A 21,214-nucleotide genomic window follows, 5' to 3' on the forward strand; every position below is an offset into this window, starting at 1 on the left:
TGCCTGGTGGCCATAGCGAGCGGGAACCACCCGATCCCATTCCGAACTCGGAAGTGAAAACGCTTAGCGCCGATGATAGTATGGGGTCTCCCTATGCGAAAGTAGGACACTGCCAGGCTTTTAATGCTAAACCCCGATCAGTTTTCTGGTCGGGGTTTTTTTTCGTCCACGGCCACTCTTTGCTAGACTCCCGCAATGAGCTTGATCCATCAAATCCTCCAGCTGCTGGGCGACGGTGAGCGACACTCGGGCGTGGCGCTCGCGCGCCGTCTCGGCGTAAGTCGCGCGGCGGTATCGAAGGCGGTGGCGCTGTGTCCCGAAGTGCCGATCGAGGTGAGCCGTCAGGGCTATAGCCTGCCGGCTTCCTTTCGCCCGCTGGACGAGGGACGTATCCGCGCCTTGCTGCAAGAGGCAGGCTGCCGCTTGGATGGTTTGGCCATTCACGAGGAGGTGGGGTCCACGAACCAGGTGCTGCTCGCGGCGGCCGGGGACGGGGTATTCGCCTGTCTTGCGGAACGCCAAAGCGCCGGGCGCGGCCGGCGTGGCCGCGTCTGGCAGGCCACTCCGTATGGCAGCCTGCTGTTGTCGGTGGCGTGGACTATCTCCGGCACCGGGAGGCCGCTTGGGGTTTTGAGCCTAGCGGCTGGGGTCGCGGTGCTCAGGGCCTTGGAGCGCGTGGGCGTTCAGGATGCCGCACTTAAGTGGCCGAATGATGTGCTCTGGCAGGCCCGCAAGCTCGCAGGGATTTTGATCGAGATGCGCGGCGAGGCCGATGCCATGCGTGTGGTGATCGGGGTGGGCGTGAATGCCGCGCTTTGCGCAGACACTGCGGCGGCTATCGACCAGGATTGGGTGGATCTCCGGAGCATCATTCCGCTCGTGGACCGTGATCGGGTCGCGGCGCTTTTGATTGCGGAGCTCGACATCGTCATGCGGGATTACCAGGAAGGGCGCGAGGCGGCGCTGCTTGATGCGTGGCGGGCGCGGCATGCCTTCACGGGCATGCGTGTGCGCATCCATGAAGGGCAAGCCGTGTGCGAGGCGCGGGTGATCGATGTCGACGCCGACGGGGCGCTGCTCGTGGAAACGGGCGAGGGGCGCCGACGCGTGCAGTCCGGGGAAGTGAGTATGCGCCCGCTATGAAGCTACTCTGCGACCTCGGCCACACCCGCGTCAAATGGGCGTGGGCCGACGGGCAGGTTTTATCAGGCTGGGGATCGGCCCCTTATGAGGGCGAGGAAGGATATGCCGCGCGGCTTCCTGTCGCCAACGCGCCATCCGCGGTGTTCGCGATCTCGGTGGCGCGTGATCGCAATGCGGCCTTCGCGGGGTTCTGTCAGGGGCGTTGGGGTCTCACGCCGCTGTGGCACGGATCGCGGCGGGAAGGCTTCGGGGTGTCAAGCCGGTATGCGCCCGCCGAGAGTCTCGGCGCGGATCGTTTCGCCGCTCTTGTGGGGGTTCGCGTCCGCCATCCGGGCGCGCCTGCATGCGTGGTGGATTGCGGTACGGCGATCACCGTGGATGCGCTCGACGCCCGGGGCGTCTTTCGTGGGGGCGCCATCCTCCCTGGGCTTACGATCGCTGCGCGGGCCCTGCAGGCGGTAGCACCCGCCCTTGTGGCCCCGGTATGCGAGGGGCGTTTTGGGCCTTGTGGCGGCACGACGGGGGAGGCGGTCGGCGCGGGTCTCGTATTGGGCGCGGTGGGCGCTATTGAACGGATAGTCCATGACCAGGAGGCGATAGTGGGCGCGGGTGCTTTAGTGATATTGACTGGCGGGGATGCGCCGCGCATCAGCTCCTATTTGACTTGCCCCCATGAGCACTGGCCGCATCTCACGCTCGAGGGCCTTGCGGTGATGGCGAGATGAGGATACTGGCGGCGCTCTTGCTGTTTGCGAATCTCGCGCTCGGCCTTTGGAACTACACCCATCGCCCCGTGCCGCCGGCTGTTCCGCGACCCGTCCACCCCGAACGACTGCAGGTGGTGTCGGCGGAATCCTTGCAAGCCACGCCCGCGCCACGACTTATAAAGCCGGTCCCCGAGGCCCCGTCAGCCAAGGTGGCGCCCGCGCCGCCGGCCCCCCAGAAGCCCGCCCCCGCGCCCTTCAAGAAAACCGCATTCACAGCGGCCGTGGCCGCGGCCCCCGGGTCGCGCGGGCAGTGTTGGAATTTGGGACCCATGGGGCGGCAGGCCGCCGCTGCGCTTCTTAAGCGGCTGCATCGGCCGGGGCGCATCGTGCGCCATCCCGGACCGCCCGCCTATCGCCTCTACCTGCCCGCCGGCGCGCCCTGGCCCTCGGCGGCGACCCTGCATAAGCTTGGGATCGTGGGGGCCTATGTTACGCACGGGCCTTCGGGTGGCGCGGTTTTGTCCCTGGGCGTCTTTCTGCGCAAGACGGCTGCTTTGCGCGAGCGCCAGGTCCTGTACGCCCATCATGTGGATGCCCACCTAGGGCCCTTTGGTGCACCTGCCCGCTATGACGTCGAGATGAATCTGTCGTCCGTGTCCCCGGCCTTCTGGAGGCAATTGGGATCTGTTGGGCATACGCCCTGCGGAGCGGGGCATTAGACGGGGCAGTGCTGGAGTTTTGGGTGGCGGCTATTGAATATTCTGTCTGTGGCTCAAGCTGCAGTTCCTGCGGCCAGATCCTCCGGGGGCGCGGGTCTTTCAGTCGTTTCACGTCTTCCGAGACCGCGTCTCGCGCTGCGTCCATAGGAATCGATCCGTCGCGGGCTGTGCGCGGGTTCCCCTCACGCGTGCGTCCTGTGCTGCGTTTCGAAGCCTTGGAAGTCGCCAAGCCCGCTCTCGATGAACGCTCGGTTTGTGTTCCGCCGTTTCTCGAAAATGGCAATCGCCCGCTCGATGAGTTGGGGTGGGAAAAACAGAGAATCTCCCTCACGTAGTCGCGCCAGGATCCACGTATAAGCCTGTTCTGCGCGATCGGCGGAAGCGGCGGAGCGGGACAGGGAGCCCGATCGTATCCAGTATTCATGAAGTGATTGGGCGCATAAGTACGCGCCCTTGTTGCGGGCAATCAAGGAAAGGTTGAAAACCGCCTCTTCGGCGAAGCGCAACGGCTCCTGAAAGCGCGTACCGCCAACGAGATCGCGTCGATAAACGGGCCACAGGCTTTCGCTTACCCGCCCATAGAAATCGAGATCGTGCCAGCCCTCGGCGGGGTCCTTCCAGTAGGTCCCGCAGGGATGCTTTTCGTGGCGATAGCAGAACCGGACGTTATCGAGGGCCATGCCCCGCTCGCGCGCAAGAGGGACAAGCCGAGAGAGCTTGTCCCTATGCCAGGCATCGTCGCTGTCGAGAAAGGTGACGAGCGGCCGGTGCGCGGAGTCGAGTCCCACGTTGCGCGCAACCGAGGGCCCGGCTCCGTGCCTGCCTGTGCGGAGAAAGAGGATGCGGGGGTCGGCCGGGAGGAGGGGGGCGTAGTCGATTCTATCGTCGGCGACCACGAGCAATTCCCACTGCGGGGCGCTTTGCGCTATGACTGAGGCGACTGTCTCGCGAATCGTATCGGCGGCCTCGTAGGCCGGCATGATGACGCTGACGCCTGGTGATTCCTCCATAAACCGGCCGTTCCGCCCCTTTCTTATTGTCGCCATGGTCGCGCCCCGCCATGTCCAGCCTGGTTCGGTCGCGCGAACTGTCCCGAGAGGGCCGATCACCGCGTGCCGGGGCAGTCGATAGATAATCCGCGCGAGGCGTGCCGCGCCCCATTGTAATCCGTTTCTCAGGGCTAGGATCGTTCCCGTTCAAGCGGGAACAAGGCGGCTGTCGGTTCGGGGGCGGGTCGCATGTAGCTCAAGCGACGTGGCGCCAGAACCGCCCTTCTTCAAATCCGTCGAAGGGATAGCCAGGGGCTGCGATGCGGGGGTTCCCCGCTCGGGATGAAGGGTGCGCCCCGCGTTGTGGCCCTGGGCGTGGGCCGAGAGACGTCGAGGCCCCAGGAGATCGCTCAAGTCTGGGGCCCGCATCATCCCGGATGGGGTGGTGTAAGGCGAAATCGTCGAGTGCAAGGGGAATTTTGGTGCAGGCGAGACGGGAGCCTTGCCGCGCCCCGCGCGTTTCCCTAAAATACTACCCCACTTCCAGTGCCCGCATAGCTCAGCTGGTAGAGCATCTGATTTGTAAAATTGCACCTGCGTTCGGAAACGGGCGCAGTGGAGATGGCTAAAACGGGGAAACCTTGGGGCACCAGGCTCGTGGCAATCCCGTGCTAGCCGCGATAAGCGGCGAGTGTAGAGACTTTACACCATCCACCTAAACCACGCTTACGCGCGGCACGGTGAAGAGAAAGTCCAGACCCCAAACCATTCGTGGGCTGCGAAAGCAGTAGTGGGTATGAATCAGAGGGTCGGGGGTTCGAATCCCTCTGCGGGCTTACACCTTTTTTCGGGTCTTTCATCAGAGTAGGGCGGCGGTCGCCCCGAGTATACGTTCATGGAAAAACTTCCCACCGACGCCGAGAACGGCGCGCTTGCCTACTATGCGGATCTCGAGGCGCGGCTTGCCAGAATCCGGGAGCGCGTGCGGCGCCCGCTGAGCCTTGCCGAGAAGATTCTGTTTGCCCATTGGGTGGACCGTGGGGAGCTGCCGGTGCCTGGGTCCAGCACCGAGGCCTTTCATCCCGATCGTGTGGCTATGCAGGATGCCACGGCCCAGATGGCCTTGCTGCAGTTCATGAGCGCGGGGCGCGCGCACGTGGCGGTGCCGACCACGGTCCATTGCGATCACTTGATTCGCGCCAAGGTGGGCGCGCGCGAGGATCTCGCGATCGCCGAGAGCACAAACGAAGAGGTCTATGCCTTTTTGGCCTCGGTATCTGCCAAATACGGTATCGGCTTTTGGGAGCCGGGGTCCGGCATCATTCATCAGGTGGTGTTGGAACACTATGCGTTCCCGGGCGGCCTGATGATAGGCACCGATTCGCATACCCCGAATGCGGGTGGGCTCGGCATGCTCGCCATCGGGGTGGGGGGTGCCGACGCCGTGGATGTGCTGGTGGGCATGCCCTGGGAGTTGCAGTGGCCGAAACGGATCGGTGTGCAGCTGGTCGGCGCCCTCTCGGGCTGGTCGAGCGGCAAGGACGTGATCCTGAAGCTCGCGGGTCTTTTGACCACAAGCGGTGGGACCGGCCATATTATCGAGTACTTTGGGCCGGGCACTGCGTCCTTGAGCGCGACCGCCAAGGCCACGATCACGAACATGGGCGCGGAACTGGGGGCGACGACCTCGGTGTTTCCCTTTGACGAGCGCATGGCGGCCTATCTCGATAAGACCGGCCGCAGCCGGCTTGCGGCCCGCGCCCGCGCCCTCGCGGCTCACCTGACAGCCGACCCCGAGGTGGCGGCCCACCCGGAGGACTCTTTCGACCGGGTGGTGACCATCGATCTGGCCACGCTTGAGCCGCATGTGGTGGGCCCTCACACGCCGGACCTGGCGCGGCCGATCTCGGCCTTGGGCGACGAGGTTCGTTCCCATGGCTATCCGGAGGCCTTGCAGGCCGCCCTTATCGGCAGCTGCACGAACTCGTCCTACGAGGATATCGGGCGGGCGGCCCATGTGGCGCGCCAGGCACGCGCCTTAGGGATCAAGGCCAAGGTCCCGTTTCTCGTGACGCCAGGCTCCGAACAGGTGCGTGCCACGATAGAGCGCGACGGGCTGCTGGCCGATCTCACCGCCATAGGCGCCACCGTGCTTGCCAACGCCTGTGGCCCCTGTATAGGGCAGTGGCAGCGCGAGGACGTGGCGCCAGGCACGCCGAATAGCATATTGACGTCCTACAACCGCAATTTTCCGCGGCGCAACGACGGCAATCCGGGTACCCACGCCTTCATCGCGAGCCCCGAGGTCGTGACCGCCTATGCCTTGACGGGCAGCCTCGCCGCCAATCCGCTCGCCGGGATCGAGGTGGACGGCAAGCGCGTGTCCCTGACCCCGCCTGCCGCCGCAGAGCTCCCGAGCGCGGGTTTCGTGGGCGGGACCGAGGGCTATAGGCCGCCCGAGGAGGGAGGCGCGGGCGTGGCCGTGCGGATCCGTGAGGACAGCGAGCGCCTGAGCCTGCTTGCGCCGTTTCCGGCCCCGCGGCCCGAGGACTTCCTGGGGCTGCCGATCTTGTTGAAGGCAGTCGGCAAGTGCACGACCGACCACATATCGGCCGCCGGGCCCTGGCTCAAGTACCGCGGCCACCTCGATCGCATCAGCGACAACCTGTTCCTGGGGGCCACCAACGCCTTCAGTCCGGTCGTCGGTACGGGTTTCGATGTCATGACAGGCAAGGCCGATGTTCCGCTCGCGGCGCTCGCCCGCTCCTATAAGGCCCAGGGTCTGGGCTGGGTGGCGGTGGGCGACAGTAACTACGGGGAGGGCAGTTCGCGTGAGCATGCGGCCATGTCGCCACGCTATCTGGGCGGACGCGTGATCCTGGTGCGCAGTTTCGCGCGCATTCACGAGACCAATCTGAAGAAGCAGGGCGTTCTGCCGCTCACCTTCGCCGATCCGGCCGATTACGATAGGCTGGCCCGTGAGGACCGCGTGAGCCTGCCTGGCATAGGAGAGATCGAGCCGAATGTGCCCATGCGTCTCGTGATCACGGGCGCGGACGGCCGGACCTGGGAGATGATGGCGCGCCACACCCTCACTGCGGAGCAGATCAACTGGTTCTGGGCGGGCTCTGCCTTGAATCTCATGGGGGCGCGATCACGCGCATAAATCGCGCCAGGTGTTGACAAGGGCTCATCCCTTAATCACAATTCGCGGCTTACTGTTTGGAGGGGTACCCAAGCGGCCAAAGGGATCAGACTGTAAATCTGACGGCTCTGCCTTCGGAGGTTCGAATCCTCCCCCCTCCACCATGGTTATGGCGGGCATAAGCCCATCAAGTGGGCGTGTTAGGCGGGTGTAGTTCAATGGTAGAACTTCAGCCTTCCAAGCTGATAGCGTGGGTTCGATTCCCATCACCCGCTCCAGTTTGAGGCATGTGTGAGAACATTTAGCCCATATAGCTCAGTCGGTAGAGCACTTCCTTGGTAAGGAAGAGGTCATCGGTTCGATTCCGATTATGGGCTCCAGATGCATTAACCGGGTGGCTTTGAGGCGACCCGCGAAGAACGGTTCATAAAACTGAGGTACCCACGGTGTCCAAGGGAAAATTTGAACGCACGAAGCCCCATCTGAATGTGGGCACGATTGGCCACGTCGACCATGGCAAGACCACGCTCACGGCGGCCCTGACCAAGGTCTTGGCGACGAAGTTCGGGGGCGAGTTCAAGGCCTACGACCAGATCGACAACGCCCCCGAGGAGCGCGCCCGTGGTATCACGATCGCGACGGCGCATGTGGAGTATCAGACCACGCAGCGCCATTATGCGCACGTCGACTGCCCCGGGCACGCCGACTACATCAAGAACATGATCACAGGCGCCGCCCAGATGGACGGCGCCATCCTGGTGGTATCGGCCGCCGACGGCCCCATGCCCCAGACCCGCGAGCACATCCTGTTGGCCCGCCAGGTGGGCGTGCCCTACATCGTGGTGTTCCTGAACAAGGCCGACATGGTCGACGACAAGGAGCTCCTGGAACTGGTCGAGATGGAGGTGCGTGAGCTCCTCGACCGCTATGAGTTCCCAGGGGACAAGACCCCGATCATCATAGGCTCGGCCCTGAAGGCCCTCGAGGGCGATAGCTCGGAGATCGGCGAGCCCGCCATCCTGAAACTCGCCGAGGCCCTGGACGCCTATATCCCGCAGCCCGAGCGCGCCATCGACGGCGCCTACCTCATGCCCGTCGAGGACGTGTTCTCGATCTCCGGACGCGGCACCGTGGTCACCGGGCGCGTCGAGCGCGGCATCGTGAAAGTCGGCGATGAAGTCGAGATCGTGGGCCTGCGCGACACCGTGAAGACCATCGTCACCGGCGTCGAGATGTTCCGTAAGCTCCTCGACCAGGGTCAGGCTGGCGACAACATCGGTGTCTTGCTGCGCGGCACCAAGCGCGAAGAAGTCGAGCGCGGCCAGGTGCTCTGCAAGCCCGGCTCCATCAAGCCGCACACCCGTTTCGAGGCCGAGGTCTACGTCCTGAGCAAGGACGAAGGCGGGCGTCACACGGCGTTCTTCCAGGGTTATCGCCCGCAGTTCTATTTCCGTACCACCGACGTCACCGGTTCCTGCGATCTGCCTGCCGGCACCGAGATGGTGATGCCCGGGGATAACGTTAAGCTCACGATCACCCTCATCAATCCGATCGCCATGGAGGAAGGCCTGCGTTTCGCCATCCGCGAAGGCGGCCGGACGGTGGGTGCGGGCGTGGTGTCGAAGATACTTGAGTAGTGATTTCAGGGTCTTCGGCGATCCGAGTTTAGGCCAGTAGCTCAATTGGCAGAGCGTCGGTCTCCAAAACCGAAGGTTGGGGGTTCGATTCCCTCCTGGCCTGCCATCCGTTCTTTAGGGTATATGGGCAGTAATGGTGGATAAGCTAAAACTGACCGCGGCCATGATGTTGTTGGCGTCGGGCGTTGTCGGTTACTACGTTCTATCGAACGAGCCTGAGCTTTGGCGTGTCGTGGCGCTATTGGCGGGGGCCACCCTCGCGGTGGCGACCGTGATGCAGACCCCCACGGGACGGTCAGCCTGGACGTTTGTCAAAGAGGCGCGGGTCGAGTTGAGCAAGGTCATTTGGCCTACTCGCAAGGAGACTGTCCAGACGACGCTTGTGGTGATCGTGCTCGTGGTATTGGTTGCGATGTTCTTGTGGATCGTGGACCTGGGCTTGATCAAGGGCGTCAGTATATTGACCGGGAGGTCGTGATCCGATGGCGATGCGTTGGTACGTGGTGCATGCCTTCTCAGGCTTCGAGAAGAATGTCGAGAAGACGCTGAAGGAGCATATTGCGCGCGCCGGGATGCAGGATCTGTTCGGCGAGGTTCTGGTGCCGACGGAAGAAGTCGTGGAGATGAAGAGCGGGCAGCGCCGCACCAGCGAGCGCAAGTTTTTCCCCGGTTATGTCTTGGTGCGCATGGAGATGACCGACGAGTCCTGGCATCTCGTGAAATCTGTGCCCAAGGTGAGCGGTTTCATCGGCGGCTCGGGCACGAAGCCTACGCCGATCAGCGACAAGGAAGCCGAGACGATCCTGCGCCAGGTGCAAGACGGCGTGGAGAAGCCGAGGCCGAAGTTCTCGTTTACGAGCGGTGAGCAGGTTCGCGTCATTGACGGCCCCTTCCTCGACTTCAACGGTATGGTCGAGGACGTCAACTACGAAAAGAGCAAACTGAAGGTGTCGGTATCCATTTTTGGGCGCCAGACCCCGGTGGAGCTGGATTTTAGTCAAGTAGAGAAGGCGTAGTTCGCCGGATCTCGTCAACACGCGGGGGAGCCGCAAGGCGCTTGCACCCCATAGGAGCCCATAATGGCAAAGAAGATCGACGCCTACATCAAACTGCAGGTGCCGGCGACGAAGGCGACCCCCGGGCCGCCGATCGGACCCGCACTCGGTCAGCGCGGATTGAACATCATGGAGTTCTGCAAAGCCTTCAACGCCCGCACTCAGGGCATGGAGGAGGGCCTGCCGATTCCCGTGGTCATCACCGCCTACAGTGACAAGAGCTTCACGTTCGTCACCAAGACCCCGCCTGCGAGCATTCTCTTGAAGAAGGCGGCGGGCATTACAAGCGGCAGCAAGACCCCGCATACCAACAAGGTGGGTAAAGTCTCGCGTGCGCAGCTCGAAGACATCGCGCGACTGAAGATGCCGGATCTCAACACCACGGACCTGGAGGCGGCGGTGCGCTTGATCGCAGGCAGCGCGCGCAGCATGGGTCTCGAGACGGAGGGCGTCTGATGGCCGAGGTGATGAAGGGCGGCAAGCGGCTGCGTACCTTGCGTCCGAGCGTGGATCGGACGCGGCTGTATGGGATCGACGAGGCCTTCGCGCTCGTCAAGAAGACCGCGAATGCGAAATTCGACGAATCGGTCGAGGTGGCTGTGAACCTTGGCATCGATCCCCGCAAGTCCGAGCAGAATGTGCGTGGCTCCGCGGTGATGCCGCGGGGGACGGGCAAGACGGTACGGGTCGCGGTGTTCGCCGAGGGCGAGGCGGCTGCCGCATCGCGCAAGGCCGGCGCCGACGTGGTGGGTTTTCAGGATTTGGCCGACCAGGTAAAGGCGGGCAACCTCAACTTCGACGTTGTCATTGCGACGCCGGAGGCGATGCGCATTGTAGGTCAATTGGGTCAGATCCTGGGACCGCGCGGCCTTATGCCGAACCCCAAGGTTGGCACTGTGACGCCTAATCCCGCCCGGGCCGTGGAGAATGCCAAGGCAGGCCAGGTGCAGTATCGCGCCGATAAGGCCGGCATCGTGCATTGCGCGATCGGCAAGGTGTCGTTTACGGAAGAGGCGCTGAAGGAGAATTTCCTCGCGTTGGTGGCGGCCTTGCAGAAGGCCAAGCCCAGCGCCGCTAAGGGGATCTACGTCAAGCGCGTCACGATATCCGCGACCATGGGACCAGGCATACGTCTGGACCAGGGGTCGCTACCGCAGTAGCAAGAAGGGCTGGGACTGTCCGTCGTCTGGGCAGATGTCGAAGACCGCCGGCGCGGAAACGCTTAATCTTGCCGGCGTAGATGGTGTCCGGGGCCTTTAAAGCCGCGGATCACCGTCCCCCGTGACGGGGGGAGTGAAGGAGGTGATTCGTTGAGTCTCAATCTAGAGCAGAAGAAGACGGTCGTAGCTGAAGTCTCCGCCGCCATCAAGGGCGCGGAGGCGGCGGCGGTGGCCGAGTACCGGGGGCTCACCGTGGCGCAGATGACGACTTTACGTGCCGAGGCGCGTAAGGCCGGGGTCTACATCAGGGTAGTCAAGAACACGCTGGTACGTCGGGCACTCGCCGATACACCGTTTGCGTGCCTGGATCACCACCTGAAAGGACCGCTCGCGTTTGCGGCGTCGTCGGATCCGGTGGCGGTCGCGAAGGTCTTGAGCGATTTTGCGCGCGCCAATGACAAGCTCGTGATCAAGGTCGGCGCCATGGATGGGGCGCTCATGACGGGTGCGCAGCTGCAGGCGCTCGCCTTGTTGCCGAGTCGTGAGGTTCTCTTGGCGACCTTGATGCGGACCATGCAGGCGCCGGTGGCGCAGTTCGTGCGGACGTTGAACGAGGTGCCCGCGCGTTTCGTGCGGACGCTCGCTGCGATTCGCGACAAGGCTCAGTAAGGGCGTTTTTTAGGCTTTAAAGGTCAAGTCACTTTTTCTAGGAGATAGCACCATGGCGGTATCTAAGGAAGAAATCCTGAACACGATTGCGAACATGTCGGTCCTCGACCTGTCGACGTTGATCAAGGAAATGGAAGAGAAGTTCGGCGTCTCGGCGGCTGCTGCCGCGGTCGCGGTCGCCGCCCCGGGCGCGGCCGCTGGCGCCGCTGCTGCGGTCGAGAAGGATAGCTTCGACGTCGTGTTGGCGGCGATCGGCGACAACAAGGTGGGCGTGATCAAGGCGGTGCGCGCCATCACCAACTTGGGCCTGAAGGAAGCGAAGGACCTGGTTGAGTCGGCCCCGGCCACCGTGAAGGAAGCGGTCGCCAAAGCGGATGCGGAAAGCATGAAGAAGCAGCTTGAAGAGGCCGGCGCCAAGGTCGACCTGAAGTAAGGATAGCTGATTGGCCGTTGAACACGCGGTGACGAGAGGGTGATCGTCGGGACAGGCTGGTGCGAACCGGCCTGTCCGTCGTTGTCTGTCGTTCGGGATCGTCCGGACATCAAGAGCTGAGGAACCTATGAGCTATTCATTCACTGAGAAAAAGCGCATCCGCAAGAGTTTCGGCAAACGGCCGAGCCTTTTGCAAGTTCCGTATCTGCTCGCGACGCAGAAAGAATCCTACCAGAACTTTTTGCAAGCCGATGTCGAGCGCACCCAGCGGGTCGATCAGGGCCTGCAGGCCGCGTTCAAGTCCGTGTTTCCGATCGAGTCCTATAACGGGGCCGCGGCCCTCGAGTTCGTGAGTTATAAGCTCGGGACGCCCTTGTTCGACGTGAAGGAATGCCAACAGCGGGGATTGATCTACGCCGCGCCGCTGCGCGTCTTGTTGCGGCTCGTCGTGTTCTCGAAGGACGAGACCACAGGGGCCAAGTCGGTGCGAGACATCAAGGAGCAGGAGGTCTACTTGGGTGAGATCCCGCTCATGACCGAGAACGGGACCTTCATCATCAACGGGACCGAGCGTGTCATCGTCTCGCAGCTCCATCGGTCGCCCGGCGTGTTTTTCGATCACGACTACGGTAAGACGCACTCGTCCGGGAAGCTTTTGTTCTCGGCGCGCATCATCCCTTACCGCGGCTCGTGGCTCGATTTCGAGTTTGACCCCAAGGATTTCCTGTATGTGCGCATCGACCGGCGCCGGAAGCTGCCGGCGACCACGCTTTTGCGCGCGCTCGGCATGAGCGCTCAGGACATCCTCCAGACATTCTTTGAGATGGACACCTTCCTGCTGTCCGACGGCAATGTGCGCCTGAAGCTGATTCCGCAGCGCTTGCGTGGCGAGCAGGCCGATTTCGACATCGCGTCGCCCGCGGGCGAGGTGATTGTCAAGAAAGACCAGCGTATTACCGCGCGTCATGTCCGCGAGATCGAAAAGGCCAAGATGACCGAGCTTTCGGTGCCCCCGGAGAACGTGGTGGCATTCCTGGCGGGTCGACCCCTGGGTGAGGACGTGATCGACGCTGCGACCGGCGAACTGATCGCGCAGGCCAATGAGGTCGTGACCGCCGACCTGATACAAAAGCTCATGAAGGCTGGGATCGCCGAGATCCGGACGCTCTACACGAACGAGCTGGATCGGGGATCCTATATCTCCGACACCCTGCGCATCGATTCGACGCGCGATGCTATGGAGGCGCAGATCGAGATCTACCGGATGATGCGCCCCGGCGAGCCGCCGACGAAGGAGGCTGCGCAGAATCTCTTCTCGAGTCTGTTCTTCAGCCTCGACCGCTATGATCTGTCGGCCGTCGGGCGGATGAAATTCAACCGTAGGCTTGGACGCAGCACCGACGAGGGCCCGGGCATCCTGAGCCGCGAAGACATCATCGACGTGATGCGGATCCTGATCGGCCTGAAAAATGGTCAGGGCGAGATCGACGATATTGATCACCTGGGCAATCGCCGGGTGCGTTCGGTGGGAGAGCTTGCGGAGAACCAGTTCCGTATCGGGCTTGTGCGCGTCGAGCGCGCGGTCAAGGAGCGGCTGAGTCTCGCCGAGTCCGAGAATCTGATGCCGCAGGAGTTGATCAACGCCAAGCCGGTGTCGGCGGTCATCAAGGAGTTCTTCGGCTCGAGCCAGTTGTCCCAATTCATGGATCAGACCAACCCTCTGTCCGAGGTCACGCATAAGCGCCGCGTCTCCGCGCTTGGGCCGGGCGGGCTCACGCGCGAGCGCGCGGGCTTCGAGGTGCGCGACGTTCATCCGACGCATTACGGCCGGGTGTGCCCGATCGAGACGCCGGAAGGACCGAACATCGGTCTTATCAATTCGCTTGCGGTGTATGCGCGGACCAACGAATACGGTTTCCTCGAGACCCCGTATCGCAAGGTTGTCGATGGCCGGGTGACCGACAAGATCGATTACCTATCGGCCATCGAGGAAGGCAAGTTCATCATCGCCCAGGCCAATGCGGCCGTGGATGAGGGGGGGCGGCTCACCGACGAGATGGTGTCGTGCCGTCATCGCAACGAATTTACCTTGTCGGCGGTCTCCAAGGTCGACTACATCGACGTGGCCCCCGCCCAGATCGTTTCGGTCGCGGCCTCGTTGATACCATTCCTTGAGCACGACGACGCGAACCGCGCGCTCATGGGTTCAAACATGCAGCGCCAGGCGGTACCGACCCTGCGGTCGGAGAAGCCGCTCGTGGGCACCGGCATGGAGCGTACCGTGGCGGTCGACTCGGGCGTGGCAGTCACGGCTCGACGTGGCGGGCGCGTGGACTCAGTGGATGCGAGCCGCATCGTGGTGCGTGTGGATGATGAGGAGACCGAGGCCGACAAGGCCGGTGTCGACATCTACAACCTGATCAAGTACACGCGCTCGAATCAGAACACGAACATCAACCAGAAGCCCTTGGTGCGCGTGGGTGACATCATTGCCAAGGGGGATGTGTTGGCCGATGGGCCGTCGACTGACATGGGCGAGCTCGCGCTTGGACGTAACGTCCTGATCGCCTTCATGCCGTGGAACGGATACAACTTCGAAGACTCGATCCTGATTTCGGAGCGGGTGGTTGAGGACGACACGTTCACCACGATCCACATCGAAGAGCTGTCGACCGTCTCGCGCGATACCAAGCTCGGGCCAGAGGAGATCACGCGTGACATCCCGAACGTGGGCGAGGGCGCGCTGTCCAAGTTGGACGAGTCCGGGATCATCTACATCGGCGCCGAGGTGAACCCAGGCGACATCCTCGTGGGTAAAGTGACGCCCAAGGGCGAGACGCAGCTGACCCCCGAGGAAAAGCTCTTGCGTGCGATCTTCGGTGAGAAGGCCTCGGATGTGAAGGACAGCTCCTTGCGGCTGCCCTCAGGGATGTCGGGGACCGTCATCGATGTGCAGGTATTCACCCGTGATGGCGTGGAAAAGGATGCACGCGCCCGCCAGAACGAGGAGCAGACGCTGATCGGCATCCGTAAGGATCTGAACGATCAGTACCGCATCGTCGAAAACGACGCTTTCGGGCGCATCGCGAACTTGCTCGTGGGTAAAGTCGCGGAAGGTGGTCCGAAAGGCCTGAAGGCTGGCGACAAGGTGACGAAGACCTACCTCGAAGGGCTGAACCACGCGCAGTGGTTCGAAGTCCGGATGCGTGACGAAGAGGTGAGCGAGGCCGTCGAGGCCATACGCGACCACTTGGCACAACAGAAGATCGAGTTCGACGCGCGCCTCGAGGAGAAGCGCCAGAAACTCATCGCAGGGGACGATCTGCCGCCGGGCGTCCTGAAGATGGTGAAGGTCTATGTCGCTGTGAAGCGTAGGTTGCAACCGGGCGACAAGATGGCCGGGCGTCACGGCAACAAGGGTGTCATATCGCGCATCGTGCCGGTGGAGGACATGCCCTACATGGCCAATGGCGACACGGTCGACATCGTCCTAAATCCGCTCGGCGTGCCCTCGCGCATGAACGTAGGTCAGGTGCTGGAGACTCACTTGGGATGGGTCGCGCGTGGGCTTGGCAACAAGATCAACGAGATGTTGAAGCAGCAGGTGGCGGTCGCCAAGCTGCGGGACTTCCTCGACAAGGTCTATAACGGCAGCGGCCAAAAGGAGAACCTTTCCTCCTTAAATGATCAGGAGATCGTGGCGCTTTCGGGCAATCTGGTGAAGGGCGTGCCCATGGCGACCCCGGTGTTCGATGGCGCGACCGAGGAAGAGATCATGGACCTGCTGGAGCTCGCAGGCCTGCCGCGCTCGGGACAGACGACTCTCTACGACGGGCGCACAGGCGAGGCTTTCGATCGCCCCATTACCGTCGGCTACATGTATATGTTGAAACTGAACCATCTCGTCGATGACAAGATGCATGCGCGCTCCACCGGTCCGTACAGCCTCGTCACCCAGCAGCCGCTCGGGGGCAAGGCCCAATCCGGCGGTCAACGTTTCGGCGAAATGGAAGTATGGGCCCTTGAGGCTTACGGGGCCGCCTATACGTTGCAAGAGATGCTTACGGTAAAGTCGGACGACGTGACGGGTCGAACCAAGATGTTCGAGAATATTGTGAAGGGCGACCACAAGATGGAGGCTGGTATGCCCGAGTCGTTCAATGTGCTTATCAAGGAAATCCGTTCGCTCGGTATCGATATCGAGCTCGACCAGGGATAATCCGCTCTGCGATATTTCACCGGAAACGACAGACCGGTATGCCGGCCGCGTTGAGGAGATCGACTTGAAAGACCTATTTAATTTGTTTAAGCAGTCAAGCAAGACCGAGGATTTCGATTCCATCCGGATCGGCCTTGCGTCCCCGGAAAAGATCCGTTCCTGGTCTTACGGTGAGGTCAAGAAGCCCGAGACGATCAACTATCGCACTTTCAAGCCCGAGCGCGACGGACTTTTTTGCGCGAAGATCTTTGGTCCCATCAAGGACTACGAGTGCTTGTGCGGCAAGTACAAGCGTCTGAAGCACCGCGGCGTCATCTGCGAGAAGTGCGGCGTCGAGGTGACCTTGTCCAAGGTCCGTCGGGAGCGCATGGGGCACATCGAGCTTGCAAGCCCGGTAGCCCACATATGGTTCCTGAAGTCCCTACCATCCCGTATGGGGCTCGTCCTCGATATGACTTTGCGCGACATCGAGCGCGTGTTGTACTTCGAGGCCTATGTCGTAGTCGATCCGGGGATGACCCCGCTCGAGCGCAGCCAACTCCTATCGGAGGACTCCTACCTCGAGGCGATCGAACAATATGGGGATGAGTTCGATGCCCGCATGGGCGCCGAGGCCGTGCGTGACCTCTTGCGGGGTATCGACCTCGCGGCGGAGGCGGCCAAGCTGCGTGAGGAGCTGAGCGGGACGACCTCGGAGACCAAGGTCAAGAAGCTGGCCAAGCGCCTCAAGGTCATAGAGGCCTTCCTGCACTCCGGGAATCGGCCGGAGTGGATGGTGATCGAGATCCTGCCGGTGCTGCCGCCCGAACTGCGGCCGCTCGTGCCTCTCGACGGCGGGCGCTTCGCGACCTCGGACCTGAACGACCTCTATCGGCGCGTCATCAATCGCAATAATCGTTTGAAGCGACTGCTCGACTTGAACGCCCCGGATATCATCGTGCGCAACGAAAAGCGCATGCTGCAGGAGGCGGTCGACGCGCTGCTCGATAACGGGCGCCGCGGCAAGGCCATAACCGGGGCCAACAAGCGCCAGCTGAAGTCGCTTGCTGACATGATCAAGGGCAAGCAAGGTCGCTTCCGCCAGAACCTGCTCGGCAAGCGCGTGGATTACTCGGGCCGCTCGGTCATCGTGGTGGGACCGGCCCTGAAGCTGCACCAATGCGGTCTCCCGAAAAAGATGGCGCTCGAGCTCTTCAAGCCCTTTATCTTCAGCAAGCTCGAGATGCGGGGCTTGGCCACGACCATCAAGGCCGCGAAGAAGATGGTCGAGCAGGCAAGCCCCGAGGTCTGGGACATCCTGGAAGAGGTCATCCGCGAGCATCCGGTGCTTTTGAACCGGGCGCCGACGCTGCATCGCCTCGGCATCCAGGCCTTTGAGCCCGTGCTTGTGGAAGGCAAGGCCATCCAGTTGCACCCGCTCGTGTGCGCGCCTTATAACGCGGACTTCGACGGTGACCAGATGGCGGTGCACGTCCCGCTCTCGCTCGAGGCGCAGCTTGAGGCGCGCAGTCTCATGATGTCGTCGAACAACATCCTGTCGCCCGCGAACGGCGAGCCAATCATCGTGCCCTCCCAGGACATCGTGCTTGGGCTCTACTACATGACCCGCTCGCGCGTGAACGCGCTTGGCGAAGGCAAGGTGTTCGCGGACGTAGCAGAGGTCCATCGGGCGTATGAAACCCGGAAGGTGGCGTTGCACGCGAAGTGCCGCGTGCGCATCGCTGACGTTGTGCGGGATGATGCCGGCAATAAGGTCAAAAAGATCAATTTGGTGGAGACGACCGTGGGCCGGGCGTTATTGTCCGACCTTTTGCCCGAGGGGCTGCCGTTTGCGCTGGTCAACCGTGACCTGAAGAAGAAGACGATTTCGGAGCTCATCAACGCCTGTTACCGGCAGGTGGGCCTGAAGGAGACCGTCATCTTCGCCGATCAGCTCATGTACACGGGCTTTGCGTTCGCGGCGCGCGCCGGCATCTCGATCGGTGTGAACGACATGGTCACGCCGGTGGAAAAGGCCAAGATCATCGGCGACGCCGAGGCGGAGGTGCGAGGCATCCAGACGCAGTATGCCTCGGGGCTTTTGACCGACGGCGAGCGTTACAACAAGGTCGTGGACATCTGGACCCACACGAGCGAGCGCGTCGCGAAGTCGATGATGGACAAGCTAGGCGTGGAGGATGTGGTCGACGCCACGGGCAAGACCGTGACCCAGCCCTCGTTCAACTCCATTTACATGATGGCGGACTCAGGGGCTCGCGGTAGCGCCGCCCAGATCCGTCAGCTCGCTGGGATGCGCGGCCTCATGGCCAAGCCCGACGGCTCGATCATCGAGACGCCGATCACGGCCAACTTCCGCGAAGGCCTAAACGTGCTGCAGTACTTCATCTCGACGCACGGCGCGCGCAAGGGCTTGGCGGACACCGCCCTGAAGACGGCAAACTCGGGTTATCTGACCCGCAGGCTGGTCGACGTGTGCCAGGATCTGGTGGTGACCGACACCGACTGCGGCACGCAACACGGGATCCGCAAGAGCGTCATCGTCGAAGGCGGCGAAGTGGTCGTACCCTTGCGCGAGAGCGTGCTTGGGCGTGTCGTGATAGGGGATGTTATAGACCCCGCTGACAACAGCGTGCTCGTTGAGCACAACGCCCTTCTGGACGAGCGCAAGGTGCGCCTGCTTGAGGAGCGCAATATCGATCAGGTGATCGTGCGCTCGCCTGTCACCTGCGAGACGCGCTACGGCATCTGCGCGCTTTGTTATGGCCGCGACCTCGGGCGTGGCCACTTGGTCAACCAGGGCGAGGCGGTGGGTGTCATCGCCGCCCAGAGTATCGGGGAACCAGGGACGCAGCTTACGATGCGCACCTTCCACATCGGTGGCGCCGCGTCGCGGGCCACGGCTGTGAGCGGAATCGAGGTCAAGTCGAACGGTTCGGTGCGCTTCAATAACTTGAAGCTGATCCGGCACTCGAGCGGCAACAATGTGGCCGTGTCGCGCTCGGGCGAGCTCGTGGTGCAGGATGATCACGGACGCGACCGCGAGCGCTACAAGGTGCCCTATGGTGCTATTTTGAACGTGAGCGAGGGTGACAAGGTCAAGGCCGGGCGTACGGTCGCGAACTGGGACCCGCATACCCATCCGATCATCACCGAGGTGGCGGGCACCGTGGCCTTCACTGACTTGATCGACGGCGTGACGGTCAATAAGCAGACCGACGAGATCACAGGGCTTAGCACCTACGTGGTCTTGGATCCCAAGCATCGCTCGGGGGCCAAGGACATACGCCCGATGATCGCGCTTTCGGACGAGAAGGGTAAAGGGCTCTTCATACCGGGCACCGACATCCCCGCGAAATACATGCTGCCGCCTGGCGCCATCATCACGGTCGAGGATGGCCTCAAGGTAGGGGTCGGCGATGTGCTGGCGCGTATCCCGCAGGAGAGTTCCAAGACCCGCGACATCACGGGCGGTCTGCCGCGCGTGGCGGAGCTGTTCGAGGCTCGCAAGGCGAAGGATCATGCCATCCTGGCCGAGACCAGCGGCGTGGTGTCTTTTGGTAAGGACACCAAGGGCAAGCAGCGCTTGCTCATCACCGATAAGGCCGGCGAGGAGCACGAGTATCTGATCCCCAAGGGGCGCCACATTATGGTCTTCGAGGGCGAGACCGTGGAGCAGGGCGAGGCGATCGTCGATGGGCCGCCGGTATCGTCGGATATCCTGAGGCTTTTGGGTGTCGAGGCCATGGCGAACTTCATCGTCGATGAGGTCCAGGACGTCTACCGGCTGCAGGGTGTGAAGATCAACGACAAGCACATCGAGGTGATCGTGCGTCAGATGTTGCGCAAGGTGCGCATTATCGAAGCTGGCGACACCCAATTCCTGCCGGGCGAGCAGGTCGAACGGGCGCGCCTGCTCGACGCTAATGAGGAGGCGCAGGCCGGGGACAAGCGGCCGGCAACGGGCGAGCGCCTGCTGCTCGGCATCACCAAGGCCTCGCTCGCGACCGAGTCGTTCATCTCAGCGGCCTCCTTCCAGGAGACCACGCGCGTGCTCACGGAGGCCGCCATCAGCGGCAAGCGTGATCGGCTGCGGGGCCTGAAGGAAAACGTCATCGTGGGCCGCCTGATACCCGCCGGCAGTGGTCTTGCGCACCATCAGGAGCGCAAGCGCAAGCGGGCGGACGACCGGGACGAGGCGACGGCCTTGCGGGAAGCCTTATTACCTACGCGCGACAAAGGGGACGGCGGCGACAAGGCCGCGTCCGCATAACTGTGAGGCCCCGTCGAGCTCTCTTGACAGGGGCCTCTATAATGCCTAGAATCGCGCACCTTTGGAGCCAGGCCCGTTAGTGCATAGGGGCCTAAGGCCGGTTTTTGCATCGGAGCTATGAATGCCCACGATTAACCAGTTGGTCCGCAAGCCGCGCGTACAGCCGCATAAAAAGACGACTGTGCCGGCGCTGAATGCCTGCCCGCAAAAAAGGGGCGTATGTACGCGCGTCTACACGACAACCCCCAAGAAGCCGAACTCGGCCTTGCGTAAGGTTGCACGCGTGCGCCTCACGAACGGCTATGAGGTCACGAGCTATATCGGCGGTGAGGGCCATAACCTTCAGGAGCACTCCGTGGTGCTCATACGCGGTGGTCGCGTGAAGGACTTGCCAGGTGTGCGTTACCACACGGTACGCGGCTCGCTGGATACGGCGGGCGTGGCGGATCGACGCCAGGGCCGCTCGAAGTACGGAGCCAAGCGCCCGAAGTCGTGAGTTGGTCTTGAAAGCAGGGTACGCCGCACTCCGGTGCGGCGTTTTCTCGTTTCTAATGGTGTGAAGGTTGAGAATATGCCGAGAAGAAGAGAGGTTCCCAAGCGCCCGACGCGCCCCGATCCCAAGTACGGGAGCGAGGTCCTGACGAAATTTATGAGCGTGGTGATGCAAAGCGGCAAGAAGTCGGTGGCCGAGAAGATCATCTACGGCGCGCTTGAGACGATTGCTTCGCGTCATAAGGGCGAGCCGCTGACCGTATTCCAGCAGGCCATAGACAATGCCAAGCCTCTCGTGGAAGTGAAGAGCCGCCGGGTCGGTGGCGCAACCTATCAGGTCCCGGTTGAAGTTCGTCCCGGGCGGCAATTGGCCTTGGCCATGCGCTGGGTCGTCGATGCGGCGCGGGCGCGTGGCGAGAAGTCCATGGGCGCGCGGCTTGCGGGCGAGTTGATCGACGCGGCCGAGCGGCGCGGCAACGCCGTGAAGAAGCGCGAGGAAGTGCATCGCATGGCGGAAGCCAACAAGGCGTTTTCGCATTATCGCTGGTAGAAAAGCGCAAACTCACGAAATTAGCG

General features: G+C 62.5%; 16 protein-coding genes, 4 tRNA genes and 1 rRNA gene. 20 read left to right on the plus strand and 1 reads right to left on the minus strand.

Annotation, left to right across the window (positions count from 1 at the left end):
* Positions 1-2 precede the first annotated feature (2 nt).
* The 4 genes from rrf (at position 3) to ACYCTF_RS03125 (ending at position 2,569) form a co-directional block, all read left to right on the plus strand.
* A 5S ribosomal RNA gene (rrf, locus tag ACYCTF_RS03110) occupies positions 3-118 on the plus strand.
* Between the two features lie 77 nt (positions 119-195).
* A complete protein-coding gene (locus tag ACYCTF_RS03115) occupies positions 196-1,143 on the plus strand; it encodes a biotin--[acetyl-CoA-carboxylase] ligase (protein ID WP_461284346.1) in 948 nt (315 codons plus the stop codon).
* Complete coding sequence (locus ACYCTF_RS03120; protein WP_461284347.1) at positions 1,140-1,868, plus strand: type III pantothenate kinase; 729 nt, start codon at positions 1,140-1,142, stop codon at positions 1,866-1,868. Before ACYCTF_RS03115 ends, ACYCTF_RS03120 begins: the two co-directional genes overlap by 4 nt.
* Positions 1,865-2,569 carry a hypothetical protein gene (locus tag ACYCTF_RS03125; protein WP_461284348.1) on the plus strand — a complete coding sequence of 235 codons (705 nt, stop codon included), beginning with the start codon at positions 1,865-1,867 and terminating at the stop codon, positions 2,567-2,569. The genes ACYCTF_RS03120 and ACYCTF_RS03125 overlap by 4 nt, the downstream gene beginning before the upstream one ends.
* Positions 2,570-2,751: 182 nt before the next feature.
* Here the strand turns inward: ACYCTF_RS03125 and ACYCTF_RS03130 are convergent, their stop codons facing one another.
* Positions 2,752-3,579, minus strand: a complete 828-nt coding sequence (locus ACYCTF_RS03130; RefSeq protein ID WP_461284349.1) for a glycosyltransferase family 2 protein — start codon at positions 3,577-3,579, stop codon at positions 2,752-2,754.
* 874 nt (positions 3,580-4,453) lie between these two features.
* Here ACYCTF_RS03130 and ACYCTF_RS03135 point away from each other — a divergent pair.
* The 16 genes from ACYCTF_RS03135 (at position 4,454) to rpsG (ending at position 21,188) form a co-directional block, all read left to right on the plus strand.
* Positions 4,454-6,724: an aconitate hydratase gene (locus tag ACYCTF_RS03135; RefSeq protein WP_461284350.1), complete on the plus strand. Its 2,271-nt coding sequence runs from the start codon at positions 4,454-4,456 to the stop codon at positions 6,722-6,724.
* A gap of 58 nt (positions 6,725-6,782) precedes the next feature.
* Positions 6,783-6,867 (plus strand) — tRNA-Tyr (locus ACYCTF_RS03140).
* 40 nt (positions 6,868-6,907) lie between these two features.
* A tRNA-Gly gene (locus ACYCTF_RS03145) sits at positions 6,908-6,981 on the plus strand.
* Between the two features lie 26 nt (positions 6,982-7,007).
* Positions 7,008-7,083, plus strand: a tRNA-Thr gene (locus ACYCTF_RS03150).
* Positions 7,084-7,149: 66 nt separating this feature from the next.
* Positions 7,150-8,340 carry an elongation factor Tu gene (gene tuf, locus ACYCTF_RS03155; RefSeq protein ID WP_461284159.1) on the plus strand — a complete coding sequence of 397 codons (1,191 nt, stop codon included), beginning with the start codon at positions 7,150-7,152 and terminating at the stop codon, positions 8,338-8,340.
* Between the two features lie 30 nt (positions 8,341-8,370).
* Positions 8,371-8,446, plus strand: a tRNA-Trp gene (locus tag ACYCTF_RS03160).
* Between the two features lie 27 nt (positions 8,447-8,473).
* Positions 8,474-8,818, plus strand: coding sequence for a preprotein translocase subunit SecE (gene secE / locus ACYCTF_RS03165; RefSeq protein WP_461284160.1), 345 nt, complete (start codon positions 8,474-8,476; stop codon positions 8,816-8,818).
* 4 nt (positions 8,819-8,822) lie between these two features.
* Positions 8,823-9,356 (plus strand): transcription termination/antitermination protein NusG, encoded by a 534-nt coding sequence (nusG, locus tag ACYCTF_RS03170; RefSeq protein WP_461284161.1) that lies wholly within the window; start codon positions 8,823-8,825, stop codon positions 9,354-9,356.
* A gap of 63 nt (positions 9,357-9,419) precedes the next feature.
* On the plus strand, positions 9,420-9,851 hold the full coding sequence (gene rplK / locus ACYCTF_RS03175; protein ID WP_461284162.1) for a 50S ribosomal protein L11: 432 nt from the start codon (positions 9,420-9,422) through the stop codon (positions 9,849-9,851).
* Positions 9,852-9,859: 8 nt separating this feature from the next.
* On the plus strand, positions 9,860-10,555 hold the full coding sequence (gene rplA / locus ACYCTF_RS03180; RefSeq protein ID WP_461284168.1) for a 50S ribosomal protein L1: 696 nt from the start codon (positions 9,860-9,862) through the stop codon (positions 10,553-10,555).
* 150 nt (positions 10,556-10,705) lie between these two features.
* The gene (gene rplJ / locus ACYCTF_RS03185) at positions 10,706-11,224 is read left to right on the plus strand and encodes a 50S ribosomal protein L10 (RefSeq protein WP_461284163.1); all 519 of its coding nucleotides are present in this window, start codon (positions 10,706-10,708) and stop codon (positions 11,222-11,224) included.
* Positions 11,225-11,276: 52 nt separating this feature from the next.
* Positions 11,277-11,657: a 50S ribosomal protein L7/L12 gene (rplL, locus tag ACYCTF_RS03190; RefSeq protein ID WP_461284164.1), complete on the plus strand. Its 381-nt coding sequence runs from the start codon at positions 11,277-11,279 to the stop codon at positions 11,655-11,657.
* Positions 11,658-11,784: 127 nt separating this feature from the next.
* Entirely contained in the window at positions 11,785-15,876 is a 4,092-nt protein-coding gene (rpoB, locus tag ACYCTF_RS03195; RefSeq protein WP_461284165.1) for a DNA-directed RNA polymerase subunit beta, read from the plus strand.
* 64 nt (positions 15,877-15,940) lie between these two features.
* Positions 15,941-20,146, plus strand: coding sequence for a DNA-directed RNA polymerase subunit beta' (gene rpoC / locus ACYCTF_RS03200; protein WP_461284552.1), 4,206 nt, complete (start codon positions 15,941-15,943; stop codon positions 20,144-20,146).
* Positions 20,147-20,267: 121 nt separating this feature from the next.
* Entirely contained in the window at positions 20,268-20,642 is a 375-nt protein-coding gene (rpsL, locus tag ACYCTF_RS03205) for a 30S ribosomal protein S12 (RefSeq protein WP_298134556.1), read from the plus strand.
* Positions 20,643-20,717: 75 nt separating this feature from the next.
* The gene (gene rpsG / locus ACYCTF_RS03210; RefSeq protein ID WP_461284166.1) at positions 20,718-21,188 is read left to right on the plus strand and encodes a 30S ribosomal protein S7; all 471 of its coding nucleotides are present in this window, start codon (positions 20,718-20,720) and stop codon (positions 21,186-21,188) included.
* Positions 21,189-21,214: the final 26 nt, after the last annotated feature.

This window comes from Acidiferrobacter sp. (assembly GCF_054609335.1).

Excerpts from the sequence above, each read along its gene's own strand:
- ACYCTF_RS03115 (WP_461284346.1), top strand. The coding sequence starts at position 196 with ATGAGCTTGATCCATCAAATCCTCCAGCTGCTGGGCGACGGTGAGCGA.
- ACYCTF_RS03120 (WP_461284347.1), top strand. The coding sequence starts at position 1,140 with ATGAAGCTACTCTGCGACCTCGGCCACACCCGCGTCAAATGGGCGTGG.
- ACYCTF_RS03125 (WP_461284348.1), top strand. The coding sequence starts at position 1,865 with ATGAGGATACTGGCGGCGCTCTTGCTGTTTGCGAATCTCGCGCTCGGC.
- ACYCTF_RS03130 (WP_461284349.1), bottom strand. The coding sequence starts at position 3,579 with ATGGAGGAATCACCAGGCGTCAGCGTCATCATGCCGGCCTACGAGGCC.
- ACYCTF_RS03135 (WP_461284350.1), top strand. The coding sequence starts at position 4,454 with ATGGAAAAACTTCCCACCGACGCCGAGAACGGCGCGCTTGCCTACTAT.
- secE (WP_461284160.1), top strand. The coding sequence starts at position 8,474 with ATGGTGGATAAGCTAAAACTGACCGCGGCCATGATGTTGTTGGCGTCG.
- nusG (WP_461284161.1), top strand. The coding sequence starts at position 8,823 with ATGGCGATGCGTTGGTACGTGGTGCATGCCTTCTCAGGCTTCGAGAAG.
- rplK (WP_461284162.1), top strand. The coding sequence starts at position 9,420 with ATGGCAAAGAAGATCGACGCCTACATCAAACTGCAGGTGCCGGCGACG.
- rplL (WP_461284164.1), top strand. The coding sequence starts at position 11,277 with ATGGCGGTATCTAAGGAAGAAATCCTGAACACGATTGCGAACATGTCG.
- rpoB (WP_461284165.1), top strand. The coding sequence starts at position 11,785 with ATGAGCTATTCATTCACTGAGAAAAAGCGCATCCGCAAGAGTTTCGGC.
- rpsL (WP_298134556.1), top strand. The coding sequence starts at position 20,268 with ATGCCCACGATTAACCAGTTGGTCCGCAAGCCGCGCGTACAGCCGCAT.
- rpsG (WP_461284166.1), top strand. The coding sequence starts at position 20,718 with ATGCCGAGAAGAAGAGAGGTTCCCAAGCGCCCGACGCGCCCCGATCCC.